Source organism: Defluviimonas sp. SAOS-178_SWC (assembly GCF_039830135.1).
Lineage (GTDB): Bacteria > Pseudomonadota > Alphaproteobacteria > Rhodobacterales > Rhodobacteraceae > Albidovulum.
Genome location: NZ_CP156081.1, coordinates 2,639,933 through 2,654,614 on the forward strand (window position 1 = coordinate 2,639,933; position 14,682 = coordinate 2,654,614).

Here is a 14,682-nt window from a genome sequence, read left to right on the forward strand (position 1 = left end):
GACGGACGATGCGCATGATGACCACTCTTTCTCTCGCCCTTGCGGCGCTGATGACCTTGATGACGCCCGCGCTGGCGCAATCGGGCAAGTTCGCGCCGGCGATCATCGTCAACGACAGCGTCGTCACGCAATACGAGCTCGACCAGCGGATCCGCTTCCTCACGATCCTCAGGGCGCCCGGCGATGTGGTCGCCGAGGCGGAAAAGGGATTGACCGAGGACCGGCTGCGGAGCCAGGCGGCCAAGGCCGCCGGCATCACGCCCAACGACCAGCAGATCGCCGCCGGCATGGCCGAATTCGCCAGCCGCGCCAACCTCGATACCGAGCAGTTCCTGCAGGCCATCGGCCAGGCCGGCATCGCGCCCGAGACCTTCCGCGATTTCGTCTCCGCCGGCCTCGCTTGGCGCGAGGTCGTGCGCGGCCGCTTCGGCCCGCGCGTGTCCATCAGCGAAGCCGAGATCGACCGCGCGATGTCGGTCGCCGCGCAGCGTGGCGCCGGGCCGCGCGTCCTGATGTCGGAGATCCTGATCCCGATGAACCCCGGCAATGCCGCCGAGATCCGCGACCTGGCGACCGAGCTTTCCGGGACGATCCGCTCCGACGCCGCTTTCGCCGCCGCCGCGCGGCAATATTCGGCCGCGCCCTCGCGCGCAGAAGGCGGCCAGCTTGACTGGATCCCGCTGACCAACTTGCCGCCGCAGGTGCGCCAGATCATCGCCGGCCTTGCCAACGGGCAGGTCAGCCCGCCGGTCCCGCTCGGCAACGCGATGGGGCTGTTCCGGCTTCGCGGCCTCCAGCAGGGCGGCGAGATTTCGGCCGCGAACATCTCCGTCGACTACGCCCAGCTTCTGATTGCCGGCGGCCGCACGCCAGAGGCGCTGGCCATGGCCGAGCAGGTGCGCGGCGAGGTCGATACCTGCGACGACCTCTACCGCGTCGCCAAGGGCCGACCGGCCGGGGAACTCCTCCGCGAGACGCGCCCCCTCGGTCAGGTGCCGGCCGACATCGCCGCCGAACTGGCGCGGCTTGACGACAATGAAAGCTCGACCGCGCTCACGCGTGGCAACGCGCTGGTGTTCCTGATGCTCTGCAAGCGGTCCGCGACCCTCGCCGCCGGGTCCGCGCCCGTCGTGACGGACGTGTCGGCGCCGACCGGCGACGGCGTGCCCGCCATCGACCCGGCGCTCGGCTTCGGCCAGGGGCCGAGCCGGGCGCAGGTGCGCGAGGAACTGGTCAATCAGCGCCTCGCCGGCTTCGCCGACGGGTACCTCGCGGAACTGCGGGCCAACGCCATCATCCGCACCCCGTGAGGGGCGGCAGATGAGCACGCTTCCGATCGCGGTCAGTTGCGGCGAGCCTTCGGGCATCGGCCCGGAGATCGCCGCCAAGGCGAGGGCGAAACTCGGCTCCGAACTGCCGTTCTTCTGGATCGGCGATCCTTCGCACCTGCCGCAGGGCACCGCGTGGCACGAGATCGCGCGGCCGTTCGAGGCGCTGACGGTCCCGGCCCGCCTGCTGCCCGTGCTGCGCCACGACTTCCCCGCCGCCGCTTTACCCGGCCAGCCAGACCCCGCCAATGCCGCGTCGGTGATCGCCGTCATCGCACGGGCGGTGGCCTTGGTCGAGAAGGGCGAGGCGGCCGCGCTTTGCACGGCGCCGATCCACAAGAAGGCACTGAAGGACGGCGCTGGCTTCGCCTTTCCGGGCCATACCGAATACCTCGCCCACCTCGCCGGGGTGGAGCGCGTGGTGATGATGCTCGCCTGCGACGCGCTGCGCGTCGTGCCGGTGACGATCCACATCCCTCTCGCCGAGGTGCCCGCCGCGCTGACCGCCGCGCTACTGGAAGAGACGATCCGCATCACCCGGACCGGCCTCATGAGCGATTTCGGGCTGGAGGAACCGCGCCTCGCGGTCGCCGGGCTCAACCCCCATGCCGGCGAAGGCGGCGCGATGGGCGGGGAGGAGATTGGCATGATCGCGCCCCTCCTCGACCGGCTGAAGGCCGAGGGGATGGCGATCGCCGGTCCCCTGCCCGCCGACACCATGTTCCATCCCGGCGCAAGGGCGCGCTATGACGCGGCGATCGCCATGTATCACGACCAGGCGCTGATCCCGATCAAGACGCTCGACTTCGCGGGCGGGGTGAACGTGACGCTGGGCCTGCCGTTCATCCGCACCTCGCCCGATCACGGCACCGCCTTCGACATCGCCGGTCAGGGCCGCGCCGATCCGTCGAGCCTGATCGCCGCGCTGAAAATGGCGCGCGACATGGCCCGGAACCGGACTGGCTGATGGCTTTCCTGCTGGAAACAGACCTGGTCCCGGCGCGCCTTTCCCTGCGCGCGGACGGGGGCTGCCTGCCCCCGCGCCCTTCGGGCGTCCCCCGGAGGTATTTGGGCAAGGTGAAGACGGAGGGTCGGGCATGGCGGCGATAGACGGGCTGCCGCCCCTGCGCGAGGTGATCGCGACGCACGGGATCGCGGCGAAGAAGGCGCTCGGCCAGAACTTCCTTCTGGACCTGAACCTGACCGCGAAGATCGCGCGCGCGGCGGGGGATCTCGGCCAATGCGACGTGCTCGAGGTCGGGCCGGGCCCCGGCGGGTTGACGCGGGCGCTTCTCGCGGAGGGCGCGCGGCATGTTCTTGCGGTCGAAAAGGATGCGCGCTGCCTGCCTGCGCTGGCCGAAATCGCGGCGGCCTGGCCCGGGCGGCTCGACGTCATCAACGGCGACGCGCTCGAGGTGGACGCCCCCGCGCATCTCGCGCCCCCGATCCGCGTCGTCGCCAACCTGCCCTACAATGTCGGGACCGAGCTTCTGGTGCGCTGGCTGACGCCCCCGTCATGGCCGCCCTTCTGGCAAAGCCTGACGCTGATGTTCCAGAAGGAGGTGGCCGACCGGATCGTCGCCACCCCCGGATCGAAGGCCTACGGGCGGCTCGCGCTTCTCGCGCAGTGGCGTTGCGATGCCCGGATCGTCATGACTCTGCCGCCCGAAGCCTTCACGCCGCCGCCGAAGATCCATTCGGCCGTCGTCCACCTGACCGCCCTGCCGGAGCCGCGCTATCCGGCGGATGCGAAGATCCTGAACCGGATCGTCGCGGCGGGGTTCAACCAGCGCCGCAAGATGCTCCGGGCCAGCCTCAAGGGCATCGCACCGGGGATGGAGGCGAAGCTCGAAGCCGCCGGCATCGCGCCGACGGCCCGGGCCGAGGAGATCCCGCTGGAGGCCTTCTGCGCGCTGGCGCGGATCGTCGCGGCGGGCTGAGCGCGCTCCGAAGCGCGGTTCCCCGCAGGAAACGAGACTGGCAACCGTCGGTTGGAGTGTAGACCCGCGCCGGAGCGGGCCGCGTTATTCGGCCGCGCTCGGGGAGGATTCGTCCGGCGTCGCGGCCGGCTTGTCCTTAGGCTCGCGCTTCTCGCGCGGCTTGCGCGGCGCGCGGGCCGGCTTTTTCGCGGCGGCCGGCTCGGGCTGGGTGTCGGGCTGCGACAGATCCGGCATCATCGTCGCCGTCGGTGCCGGGCGCTGGCGCGCCTCGGGCGTTTCGACGAGCCCCGGGCCGTCGTCGGTGTCATCCTCGCGCTCCGGCGCCACGGCGGGCCGCGTCACGTCGGGCTGCTCGCGCTCGCCCCGGTCTTCGTAGCGCGGGCGCTGATGCTGCCGCTCGCCGCCCTGGCCGCCGTTGTGGCCGTTGCCGCCGTGCTGCCCGCCGCCGTTCTGCTGGCCCCCGCCATTCTGCTGGCCGCCCTCGTTCTGGGCCTGCCGCTGTTCCTGCTCGCGCGTCATCTCGCGCTGCGCCTCGCCCAGCATCCGCGTGTAGTGTTCGGCATGCTGGAGAAAGTTCTGCTCGGCCACGCGGTCATTGCCCAGTTGCGCGTCGCGGGCCAGCGTCAGGTACTTGTCGATGATCTGCTGCGGCGTGCCGCGCACCTTGCCCTCGGGGCCTGAACTGTCGAAGACGCGGTTGACGATGTTGCCAAGCGAGCGCTGCCGGTTCGATTTCGAACGCGAACGGGATTTGGATGATCTCATGTGTTTTTGTCTATCCGAGCCTATGGGCTGTCATCTGGCTTGCCCGTCTCCACGTCCAGCGCCGGGAGTATCGGCAGCGGTCGCGGCTGGTGATATTGCTGGGCGAAGCGGTCCGGGCGGCGCCAAACGCCCCACCCGTCACGTTTCCCTTAATGCATGATGCGACCCGCGTGACAAGCGGATTCTGCGAAAGCCGTTGCATTTTACCGCGATTCCCGGCCGATCCGGCGGAAATGCCACGTCGCGCGCGGCAATCCGCCGCCCCTCAGGCGCAGCCGCATTCGTCCGCATCGCCGGGCATGATCGCGATCACCACGCGGTCCCGCCCGTCGAGGTCGCGGCGGATTTCCGGGACGGGAAAGCCCTCCGCGAGAAGAAGGGCCGCTACCGCCCCGGCCTGGCTCGGCCCGATTTCGAGGATCAGCCGTCCGCCCGCCATCAGCCGCGCCGGCGCCCCCCTTGCGATCGCCCGGTAGGCGTCGAGACCGTCACCACCGGGCGTGAGCGCACGGCGCGGTTCCCAGTCGCGGACCTCGGGCGCGAGGCCGGCCATCTCTTCCTCGGCGATATAGGGCGGGTTGGAGACGACGAGGTCGAAGCGACCCGGCACCGAGGCGAACCAGTCCGATGGCAGGAACCGTGCCCGCCGCGCGAGGCCGAGCGTTTCGGCATTCTCCGCAGCGACGGCAAGGGCGGCCTCTGAGAGGTCAGTGCCGATGCCGCTCGCGAAGGGCATGCCCTTTAGGCAGGAGAGAAGGATGCAGCCGGTGCCGGTGCCAAGGTCGAGCATCCGCACGAAAGGCCGCTCCAGCGCCGCCGCGACGAGAAGCTCCGTCTCGGGGCGCGGGTCGAGCGTCTCGCGGGTCACCCGGAAGCCGAGGCCGTAGAACTCGCGCCGCCCGGTGATCTGGCTCACCGGCTGCCGCGCCGCCCGCGCCGCGACGGCCGCCGCGAAGAGGGACTCCTGACCGGGGGTCATCTCGTCCCCGGCCACCACGGTGATCCGTTCCGCCGGAACGCCCAGCGCATGGGCCAGAAGCCTTCGCGCATCCCTCGCGGCGCCCTCGATCCCGGCCTCGGTCAGCCGCCGCAACGCGCCGCGCAGGGCCTCGGCCCCGGTCATGCGCGCCCCCCGCCGCCGATGTTCAGGGCCAGAGGCCCGGGAACGAGGCGTCCCCTCCTCACGCCTCGAGCTCCGCGAGACGGGCCGCCTGATCGTGGGCGACAAGCGCGTCGATGACCTCGGTCAGGTCGCCCGCCATGATCTGGTCGAGCCGGTAGAGCGTCAGGTTGATCCGGTGATCGGTCATCCTTCCTTGCGGGAAATTGTAGGTGCGGATCCGCTCCGACCGGTCGCCGGAGCCAACTTGCGCCTTGCGGTCGGCGGCACGGGCATCGTCGGCGCGCGCGCGTTCGAGGTCGTAGAGGCGCGCGCGCAGGACCGCCATCGCGTTGGCGCGGTTCTGGTGCTGCGACTTCTCTGACGAGGTCACGACGATCCCGGTCGGGATATGGGTGATCCGCACCGCCGAGTCGGTCGTGTTCACGTGCTGCCCGCCGGCGCCCGAGGCGCGCATCGTGTCGATGCGGATATCGGTGGCGGGGATCTCGATCTCGACCTCCTCCGCCTCGGGCAGCACGGCGACGGTCGCGGCGGAGGTGTGGATGCGCCCCCCGGCCTCGGTCTCCGGCACCCGCTGGACCCGGTGGACGCCGCTTTCGAATTTCAGCCGGGCGAAGACGCCGTCGCCCTCGATCCGCGCCATCGCCTCCTTGACGCCGCCAAGCTCGGTCTCCGACAGGTCCAGAAGCTCGAACCGCCAGCCCTGGCTTTCGGCGTGTTTCTGGTACATGCGGAGAAGGTCGCCGGCAAAGAGCGCGGCCTCCTCGCCGCCGGTGCCGGGGCGGATCTCGAGGATCGCGGGCCGCGCGTCGGCGGCGTCCTTCGGCAGGAGCGCGATCCTCAGGCGCCCCTCCATCTCGGGGATGCGGGCCTTGAGCGCCGGGATCTCGTCCTCGGCAAGCGCCCGCATCTCGGGGTCGGAGAGCATCGCCTCGGCCTCGCCGAGATCGGCGAGCGCCTGCCGGTAGGCGGCGATCTCGGCCACGACCGGCTTCAGCTCGGAATATTCGCGGCTGAGCGCGGCGATCTCGGCCGGCTCCGCGCCAGAGGACAGCTTCGCTTCGAGGAACCCGAAGCGGCGCGTGATCTGGTCGAGCTTGTCCAAGGGCACCATGGCGCGGGTTTGGCCCTTGTCCGCGCGGCGGTCAAGGGGGAGCGCGCGCCGGGGGTCTCACACCCCCGGACCCCCGTGGAGTAATTTGCCCAAGAAGAAGCACGGGCGCGCCGTAGCTACGGAAAACCTACGCGGAACCTACGGAGGGGTTACGGGGAACATCCGCGATAGAGCGCGGCAAGAGCCTCCGGTCCGGGCGGATTTGATCACGACCCTAATCATGCGTTAACCGGGCGATCCAGTCCCGGAGCCGGGCGGCGTTGACGCCGAAATCACGGCGACCGAAACGCTGGCGGGCATGAAGCGTCAGGATAGTATCGGGCCCGTCCTGATGCGCGACGGCGGTGGTATAGTCCGGAAAGCCGAAGATGGCCGAGCGTGTCACCCAGGTGATCGACCCCTCCTCTGGGCTTCCCGCCAGACGGGTCGTGCGAGGCGTCGCCAATGCAACGGCGTCGAGACGCGCCAGTGCGGCGCCTGGGGCAATCCCGGCCAGCGTGACCGCTGCATGGGCGCTTCCTGCGACCATCTGCACCGGGTCGCGACCTGAAACCGCACCGGATCGATCTCCGACCGTTGAGGTAATTCTGTGCCACCGCGCGGGATCGGACGGGGCGAGGCGGATATAAGCCATGCCTCCGAGGACGGCCAGGGCGGCGAGGAGGAGCGCCAGCCTCACCCCTTCCGCCGGGTCCAGCCGTAGAGGCAGATGAGTTCATGCGCGACATGGGCGCCGGCGATGGCCGTCGCCCCGGTCGTGTCGTAGGCGGGCGAGACCTCGACCACGTCGCCGCCGACGAGGTTGATTCCGGCGAGATCGCGCAGGATCGCGGCGGCCTGCCAGCTTGCCAGCCCGCCCCAGACCGGCGTGCCGGTGCCGGGCGCGAAGGCGGGGTCGAGGCAGTCGATGTCGAACGTAAGGTAGGTCGGCCGGTCGCCGACGATCCCCTTGATTTTCCTCACGACTTCGGCCACGCCGGTTTCGTGCACCTCGCGCGCGTCGATGACATTCACGCCCATGAAATCGTCGTTATGGGTGCGGATGCCGACCTGAACCGAGGTCGCGGGGTCCACGATCCCCGACTTGATCGCCTTGTAGAACATCGTCCCGTGGTCGATCCTGTCGAAATCGTCATCGACCCAGGTGTCGGAATGGGCGTCGAAATGCAGAAGGCTGATCGGCCCGAACTTCTCCGCGTAGGCTGTCAGGATCGGGAAGGTGATGTAGTGATCGCCGCCGAGCGTCACCGTCCCGGCGCCGGCCGCGAGGATGCCACGGATATGCGCCGTGAGCGCCGCCGGGAAGTCCGAGACCTTCGCGTAGTCGAAGGCGAGATCGCCGTAGTCGACGATGTCGAGTTCCTCGAGCGGCGAATATCCCCAGCCATAGGGCGGATCGTAAGGCTGCAGGGCGCTCGCCTCGCGCACCGCGCGGGGGCCGAAGCGGGTGCCGGTGCGATGCGTCACCGCCTGATCGAACGGGACGCCGGTGATCGCCAGATCGACGCCCGTCAGGTCCTTGCTGTAGCGCCGCCGCAGGAAGCTTGTCGCCCCTCCGAACGCATTTTCGAAGGCGAGCCCGCGCCGTTCGGTCGCCGTGAAGGCCAGATCAACCTGCTTTTTCGCATCTTCCAGTGCCATCGGAACAATCTCCATGAGGACAGGACATCGTTCGGGGCCGGAGATGTCGACGATCCGGGTGCGCCCAGCCGAGGGCAGACGGAGCGATTTGTCAAGAACATTTGATCAAATTGTCGATCCCCGTGAAGCTTTTGCCCCTGGCTTCGGGACGCCAGGATAGTGATCAGCCCGAGACGTCGTAGGGGGATCGCGACCGCGGATGAGATCTTGGCCCGCGGTTCCGGATTCTCGGGCCGTCGGGCCGCTTTCGCCCCCTTCGAGGCCCCCATGCCGCAACGTCACAAAGGCTGCGCCCGCTCCACCAGCCGCGCGAAGAAGGTGGCGCCGAAGGGGGCGGCCTCGTCGTTGAAATCGTAGGCCGGGTGATGCAGCCCCGCCCCCTGGCCCTGCCCGAGAAACAGGTAACAGCCGGGGCGCTTTTCGAGGAGGTAGGAGAAATCCTCAGCCCCCATCTCGCGGCCGGCCTCGGCGTCGACCCCCGCCTCGCCCGCGACCTCGCGGGCGACATCGGCGGCGAAGACGGTCTTTCCGGGCTCGTTGACCGTCGCCGGATAGCCGAGATCGTAGTCGATTTCGGCAGTCACCCCGTAGGCCGCGGCATGGCCCGCGACGATCTCCTCGAAACGGCGCTTGACCTGCATCCGCACCTCGTCGCGGAAGGTCCGCACCGTGGCCATGAACCACGCCGTCTCGGGGATGATGTTCGAGGCTGTGCCGGCATGGACCTGGGTGATCGAGACGACGACCTCGTCCAGCGGGTTGACGTTGCGGCTGGCGATGGTCTGGAGGGCCGAGATCATCCCTATGGCGGCCGGGATCGGGTCGACACAGTCATGCGGATAGGCGCCGTGGCCGCCCTTGCCGGTCAGATCGACGCGGACCGTGTCGACTGCGGCCATGATCGGGCCGGGAGTCGTCACGAACCGGCCGAGCGGAACCTGCGGCGTGTTGTGAAGGGCATAGACGGCGCCGATGCCGAACCGGTCGAGGATACCCTCGCGCACCATGACCTCGCCGCCGCCGCCCTCTTCCTCGGCCGGCTGGAAGATCAGCGCGACCCGGCCCGTGAAGCGGCGGGTTTCGGCAAGGTATTTCGCAGCGCCGAGAAGCATCGTCGTGTGGCCGTCATGGCCGCAGGCATGCATGACGCCGGGCACGGTCGAGGCGTGTTCAGCGCCGGTTTCCTCGGCGATGGGCAGCGCGTCCATATCGGCGCGCAACCCGATGGTCGGCCCCTCGCCCTGCCCTTCGATGATCGCGACGATCCCGGTCTCGGCGATACCCTCGTGGATCTCGTCCACCCCGAATTCCCGGAGCTTGCCGGCGACAAAGGCCGCCGTCTTGTGGCAGGCGAAACTCAGTTCCGGGTGCTGATGGAGGTGGCGCCGCCATTCAGTCATTTCGGGGGCGAAGTCGGCGATACAATTGAGGACGGGCATGATGGACCTGCAGTCTGAGGACGCGCACGACGATGGCAGGACGGCGCGCGCTCCGCAATGGGGAACAGCACCTCAGCCCAGCGGGAGCGCCCGTTCGACGAGGCGCGCGAAATAGCTCGCGCCAAAGGGTGCCGCCTCGTCGTTGAAATCGAAGTCCGGCTCGTGGACCATCGGGCCGACGCCCTGCCCGAGGAAAACCATCGCACCGGGGCGCACGGCCAGCATCGCGCCGAAATCCTCGGCCCCCATCAGCGGCGGATGATCCGGGATCACCCGGTCACGGCCGGAGATTTCCTCGGCCACGGCGACGGCGAAATCCGTCTTCGCGGGGTCGTTCACCGTCGGGGCAAGGTCGATCAGCCCGCCGATCTCGACCTCCACCCCCATCGCGGTGCCGATTCCGTCGCAAATCTCCTTCATCCGGCGCCTCACCATCTCCTGCACGGCGGCGCTGTAACTGCGGATCGTGCCGCCGAGATAGGCTTCCGCGGGGATCACGTTATGCGTCGTGCCGGCATGGATCTGGGTGATGGAGATCACCAAGGGTTCGATCGCGTCGGAATTGCGCGAGCTGATCGTCTGGATCGCGTTGCCGATGGTCAGCGCCGCCGCCACCGGATCGCGGCTGTTCTGCGGATAGGCGCCGTGGCCACCCCGGCCCCTGATCCTGATGTCGAAATCCGTGACCGCCGCCATCAGCGGTCCCGGACGGGTGGCGAAGGTGCCGACCTCGTGGCGCGGCGAGGTGTGGAGCGCATAGACCTCCTCGATCCCGAAACGCTCCATCATGCCGTCGGCGAGCATCGCCGGGCCGCCCTGCCCGGTCTCTTCCCCCGGCTGGAAGATCAGCGCGACGGTGCCCGCGAAATTGCGCGTTTCGGCCAGGTATTTCGCCGCCCCCAGAAGCATCGTCGTGTGCCCGTCATGGCCGCAGCCGTGCATCCGCCCCGGCACGGTCGAGGCATGCTCGGCCCCCGTGCCTTCCGTCATCGGCAGCGCGTCCATATCGGCCCTGAGGCCGATCGTGCGGCCCGGCCCCCGCCCCCGGATCAGCGCAACCACCCCGGTCTTGCCGACGCCCTCGTGGATCTCGTCAACGCCGAACTCCTTCAGCCGCGCCACCGCGAAGGCCGCCGTTTCGTGACAGTCGAGCCCCAGTTCCGGATGGGCATGCAGATGCCGCCGCCAGGCCTTCATCTCCTCCGCCATATCCGCGATACTGTTCAGAACCGGCATCCCCCGCCCTCCCGCTGCGCCCTATGGGCCAGCCTAACCCCGCAACCGACGAAGAAGGAAGCGCCATGTCCCGCGAAGAAAGCCAGCGCCTGTGCCTCGACCCAGAGGGCGGCATCGACCGGCTGGTGGAGATCATGGCGCGACTCCGGGATCCCGAGACGGGCTGCCCCTGGGATCTGGAACAGGATTTCGCGAGCATCGCCCCCTATACGATCGAGGAGGCCTACGAGGTCGCCGACGCGATCGAGCGCGGGGCCTGGGACGAGCTCAGGGGCGAGCTCGGCGATCTGCTGTTCCAGGCCGTCTACCACGCGCAGATGGCGCGCGAGGCGGGGCATTTCGGCTTCGACGATGTCGTGCGCGCGATTTCGGACAAGATGATCGCACGGCACCCGCATGTCTTCGGAGACGAGAGCCGCGACAAGACGGCCGAGGACCAGACCCGCGACTGGGAACGGATGAAGGCCGCCGAGCGGGCGGGAAAGGGCACGCTCGACGGCGTCGCCGCCGGACTTCCAGCGCTGACGCGGGCGGTGAAGCTGCAAAACCGCGCCGCGCGGGTCGGCTTCGACTGGCCGTCGACGGGCGAGGTGATCGACAAGATCGCGGAGGAGACACGCGAACTCAACGAGGCGCGGGAGACGCTGGGCGAAGCGGAGATCTTCGAGGAGTTCGGCGACCTCCTCTTCGTCGTCGCCAACCTCGCCCGGCATCTGAAGATCGACCCGGAAGCCGCGCTCAGGGCCGCGAATGCCAAATTCATCCGCCGGTTTGCCATGATCGAATCGGCGCTGGCCGTACGCGGCAAGCGGCCCGAGGACTCGGACCTTGCCGAGATGGACGCTCTTTGGGACGAGGCGAAACGCGCCGAGAAGCACGGCGCGCCGGCCGCATGAGCGCCCCCGCCCGCAACGCCCATAATAGTCGATTAATTTTATCGGGTATTGACGCGGCGCCCGGCCCGACGCATAAACCGCGAAATATCTGACTAAAGGAGTCGACTATGATCGCGCGAACGTCCCTCTTCGCCATGATGGCGCTGGCCTCCGCCACACCGCTGTTGGCCGATGAGGTCAATGTCTATTCCCTGCGCCAGCCGGAGCTCGTACAGCCGCTTTTCGATCTCTTCACCAAGGAGACGGGCATCGACGTCAACGTCGCCTTCGTCGAGAAGGGCATGGTCGAACGGCTTGTCAGCGAAGGCGACCGCAGCCCGGCCGACCTCGTGATGACGGTCGACATCGCGCGCCTCGCGCAGGTCGTCGAGGCCGGTGTGACCCAGCCCGTCACGTCGGACGTGCTGGCCGCGAATATCCCGGCCGAGTTCCGCGACCCCGGCAACCAGTGGTTCGGCCTGACAACGCGGGCGCGCATCGTCTATGCCTCGAAGGACCGTGTCGCCGATGGCGAGGTCACGACCTACGAGGATCTGGCCGACCCGAAGTGGAAGGGCCGGATCTGCACCCGTCCCGGCACGCATGACTACAACCTCGGCCTGATGGCGGCGATGATCGGGCATCACGGCGCCGACTACGCGCGGGACTGGGCGAAGGGGCTCCGCGCCAACCTCGCCAAGAAACCCGAGGGCAACGACCGGAGCCAGGTCAAGTCGATCTGGGCCGGCGAATGCGACATCTCGCTCGGCAACACCTACTACATGGGCGAGATGCTGGCCGATCCCGAGCAGGTGGATTGGGCCAATTCGGTACGCATCGTCTATCCGGTCTTCGAAAACGGCGGCACCCATATGAACGTCTCGGGCGTCGCGATGACCAAGGCCGCGCCGCACCATGACGCGGCGCTGAAACTGATGGAATTCCTGTCCTCCGACGCCGCCCAGAAGGTCTATGCCGAGACCAACCACGAATTCCCGGTGAAGCCCGGCGTCGAGCGGTCGGCACTGGTGGAAAGCTGGGGTCCGTTCACGCCCGACGATCTCAACCTGATGGACGTGGCCCGGTCCCGCCCGGAAGCGCTCAAGCTGATGGAAGAAGTGAACTTCGACGGCTAGGCCATTCGAATTACAAAACAAGAGATCCCCGGCCTCTGGCCGGGGTTTTCGCATCCGGACCTATTCGGCCGCCATCGCCGGAAGAACGCTTCCGACGACCTCGACCCCCGGCATCCGCGCCAGCGTATCGAGATCGGCGACAAAGCGGCCGCGCAGATCGGCGAGCTGGAGCCCGGCAAACCCGTGTTCGCGCGCCGCCTGCGGCTGGCGGGCATGGAAGGCCAGAAGCCGGTCGCGTTGTCCCGGCGCGAACCGCGCGCCCTGGCGGTAGTGGCGCTGGATCATCGCGATCGCGCTGTCGGTTATTGTTGGAGTGGCCCCCGGCAGGAGCGGATCGGCAACCCGCACCTGCGGCGCCAGGTGCGACAGCAGATCAAGCGGCTCGGTCCGGGTGGCGAGGACGACGACTTTCCGGGCGGAAAGCCCCTCGCGCAGCCCCTCGACGACCTCGACCCATCCGCCGGTGAAGCTCGCCATCGCCGGGACGTATTCCGAGAACGGCTCCATCTGCCGGTCGAGCGCGAAGCGCCGCCAGGCGGCGAGGAAGAGCGCGTCATAGGATTTCACCGTCAGGACCAGCCGGTCCACCGGCTTTCCGAGTGCCCGGCCAAGAACCTCCGCCCGCTTCGCCGCAGCCGGATAGAACCGGCCGCCAAGAAGGTTCGCCATCCGACCGGCAAGGTCATGTTCCGACAGGATCAGACCCCGACCGCCCCGGCACATACCGTTCAGGACGGATTCGACCGTCTGCACGAATCCGTCGATATCGGAACCCTGATGGCGCGGTTCGGGGAACGCGCAGTCGAAACTGCCACCAGTCGCGCCACCGCGCCCCGGATAGGCAAGATCGTATCCCGTGGCTTCGATCGCCGCGCGGTTGGTGCCAAGGAAGCGCTGGAACATCTCCGCGCCGCTGCAATGGGCACCGGCATGGACAAGAATTTCGTACGAGTCGTCGCGCATGGGAAACGCCCTTTTCCGGACCGTTTCCAAGCTGGCAACGAATTGTGGCGTAGGTTTGGCAACTTTTGGTTGCAGATCGGGCCAACGCCTCCCTCGCCCCCGTCTGGACAAGGGCGAAAGCGCAAGCCAGTCTCCGCGCGTGGGCTCAGAGGAGACGGCAATGCGCGCGAGGAAGATCATCATTGACACCGATCCGGGTCAGGACGATGCCGTCGCCATCCTTCTCGCCCTCGCCTCGCCTGAACTGGATGTGCTGGGGATCACCGCCGTCGCGGGCAACGTACCGCTGGAATTGACGGCGAAGAACGCCCGGATCGTCTGCGAATTGGCCGGACGCAGCGATCTCAGGGTCGTTGCGGGCTGCGACCGACCCCTGCGGCGCAAGTTGGTGACGGCGGAACATGTGCATGGCAAGACCGGCCTCGACGGCATCGCGCTGCCCGATCCGGTGATGCCGCTGGCCGAGGGGCATGCGGTCGACTTCCTGATCGAGACGCTGCGAAAGGAGGCGCCCGGCACGGTGACGCTGTGCCCGATCGGGCCGCTCACCAACATCGCGACCGCGTTTGAGAAGGCACCCGACATCGTGCCGCGCGTGGCCGAGATCGTGCTGATGGGCGGCGCCTATTTCGCGGTCGGCAACATCACGCCGGCGGCCGAGTTCAATATCTATGTCGATCCGGAGGCCGCCGAGATCGTGTTCAGATCGGGGGTGCCGCTTGTCGTCATGCCGCTCGACGTGACGCATCAGGCGCTGACGACGCGCGCACGGGTCGAGGGGTTCCGCAATCTCGGCACCAGGGTCGGTCATGCGGTGGCAAGCTGGACCGATTTCTTCGAACGCTTCGACATGGCGAAATACGGCTCCGAAGGCGCGCCGCTGCACGACCCCTGCACCATCGCCTACCTGATCAGGCCCGACCTTTTCTCGGGCCGGCACATCAACGTGGAGATCGAGACCGAGGGACGGTTCACGACCGGGATGACCGTCGCCGACTGGTGGCGCGTCTCGGGGCGCGAGGCCAACGCGATGTTCATCGGCGATATTGATGCGGACGGGTTCTATGCGCTCCTGACCGAACGGCTCTCCCGTCTCTGATCCCGGCCCCGTCCGAGGGAAAA

14 protein-coding genes are annotated in these 14,682 nt (G+C 68.3%); 6 read left to right on the top strand and 8 right to left on the bottom strand.

Annotated features, from left to right (window positions below; all coding sequences use genetic code 11):
* The first annotated feature begins 17 nt into the window (after positions 1 to 17).
* The 3 genes from V5734_RS13625 (at position 18) to rsmA (ending at position 3,268) form a co-directional block, all read left to right on the top strand.
* Positions 18 to 1,310 (top strand): peptidylprolyl isomerase, encoded by a 1,293-nt coding sequence (locus tag V5734_RS13625; RefSeq protein ID WP_347310187.1) that lies wholly within the window; start codon positions 18 to 20, stop codon positions 1,308 to 1,310.
* Positions 1,311 to 1,320: 10 nt separating this feature from the next.
* Positions 1,321 to 2,295, top strand: coding sequence for a 4-hydroxythreonine-4-phosphate dehydrogenase PdxA (pdxA, locus tag V5734_RS13630; protein WP_347310188.1), 975 nt, complete (start codon positions 1,321 to 1,323; stop codon positions 2,293 to 2,295).
* A 130-nt stretch (positions 2,296 to 2,425) separates the two neighbouring features.
* Positions 2,426 to 3,268, top strand: a complete 843-nt coding sequence (gene rsmA, locus V5734_RS13635; protein ID WP_347310189.1) for a 16S rRNA (adenine(1518)-N(6)/adenine(1519)-N(6))-dimethyltransferase RsmA — start codon at positions 2,426 to 2,428, stop codon at positions 3,266 to 3,268.
* An 84-nt stretch (positions 3,269 to 3,352) separates the two neighbouring features.
* On the opposite strand, the gene V5734_RS13640 is transcribed toward rsmA, so the two are convergent.
* From V5734_RS13640 to V5734_RS13670, 7 genes are all read right to left on the bottom strand, one after another.
* Positions 3,353 to 4,033, bottom strand: coding sequence for a DUF4167 domain-containing protein (locus V5734_RS13640; protein WP_347310190.1), 681 nt, complete (start codon positions 4,031 to 4,033; stop codon positions 3,353 to 3,355).
* A gap of 265 nt (positions 4,034 to 4,298) precedes the next feature.
* Positions 4,299 to 5,156, bottom strand: a complete 858-nt coding sequence (prmC, locus tag V5734_RS13645; RefSeq protein ID WP_347310191.1) for a peptide chain release factor N(5)-glutamine methyltransferase — start codon at positions 5,154 to 5,156, stop codon at positions 4,299 to 4,301.
* Between the two features lie 58 nt (positions 5,157 to 5,214).
* On the bottom strand, positions 5,215 to 6,270 hold the full coding sequence (gene prfA, locus V5734_RS13650; RefSeq protein ID WP_347310192.1) for a peptide chain release factor 1: 1,056 nt from the start codon (positions 6,268 to 6,270) through the stop codon (positions 5,215 to 5,217).
* Between the two features lie 214 nt (positions 6,271 to 6,484).
* A complete protein-coding gene (locus V5734_RS13655) occupies positions 6,485 to 6,949 on the bottom strand; it encodes a DUF1499 domain-containing protein (RefSeq protein ID WP_347310193.1) in 465 nt (154 codons plus the stop codon).
* Positions 6,946 to 7,911, bottom strand: a complete 966-nt coding sequence (speB, locus tag V5734_RS13660) for an agmatinase (protein WP_347310194.1) — start codon at positions 7,909 to 7,911, stop codon at positions 6,946 to 6,948. Before speB ends, V5734_RS13655 begins: the two co-directional genes overlap by 4 nt.
* Positions 7,912 to 8,189: 278 nt before the next feature.
* Positions 8,190 to 9,350 carry a M20 aminoacylase family protein gene (locus V5734_RS13665; RefSeq protein ID WP_347310195.1) on the bottom strand — a complete coding sequence of 387 codons (1,161 nt, stop codon included), beginning with the start codon at positions 9,348 to 9,350 and terminating at the stop codon, positions 8,190 to 8,192.
* A 72-nt stretch (positions 9,351 to 9,422) separates the two neighbouring features.
* Positions 9,423 to 10,586, bottom strand: coding sequence for a M20 aminoacylase family protein (locus V5734_RS13670; RefSeq protein WP_347310196.1), 1,164 nt, complete (start codon positions 10,584 to 10,586; stop codon positions 9,423 to 9,425).
* 65 nt (positions 10,587 to 10,651) lie between these two features.
* On the opposite strand from V5734_RS13670, the gene mazG reads away from it, so the two are divergent.
* Together mazG and V5734_RS13680 are read left to right on the top strand one after the other, a co-directional pair.
* Positions 10,652 to 11,482 (top strand): nucleoside triphosphate pyrophosphohydrolase, encoded by an 831-nt coding sequence (mazG, locus tag V5734_RS13675; RefSeq protein ID WP_347310197.1) that lies wholly within the window; start codon positions 10,652 to 10,654, stop codon positions 11,480 to 11,482.
* Positions 11,483 to 11,589: 107 nt separating this feature from the next.
* Complete coding sequence (locus tag V5734_RS13680) at positions 11,590 to 12,597, top strand: Fe(3+) ABC transporter substrate-binding protein (RefSeq protein ID WP_347310198.1); 1,008 nt, start codon at positions 11,590 to 11,592, stop codon at positions 12,595 to 12,597.
* Between the two features lie 60 nt (positions 12,598 to 12,657).
* Here the strand turns inward: V5734_RS13680 and V5734_RS13685 are convergent, their stop codons facing one another.
* A complete protein-coding gene (locus tag V5734_RS13685; RefSeq protein ID WP_347310199.1) occupies positions 12,658 to 13,560 on the bottom strand; it encodes a hypothetical protein in 903 nt (300 codons plus the stop codon).
* A 160-nt stretch (positions 13,561 to 13,720) separates the two neighbouring features.
* Between V5734_RS13685 and V5734_RS13690 the strand changes: the two genes are divergently transcribed.
* Positions 13,721 to 14,659, top strand: coding sequence for a nucleoside hydrolase (locus V5734_RS13690; protein ID WP_347310200.1), 939 nt, complete (start codon positions 13,721 to 13,723; stop codon positions 14,657 to 14,659).
* Positions 14,660 to 14,682 lie beyond the last annotated feature (23 nt).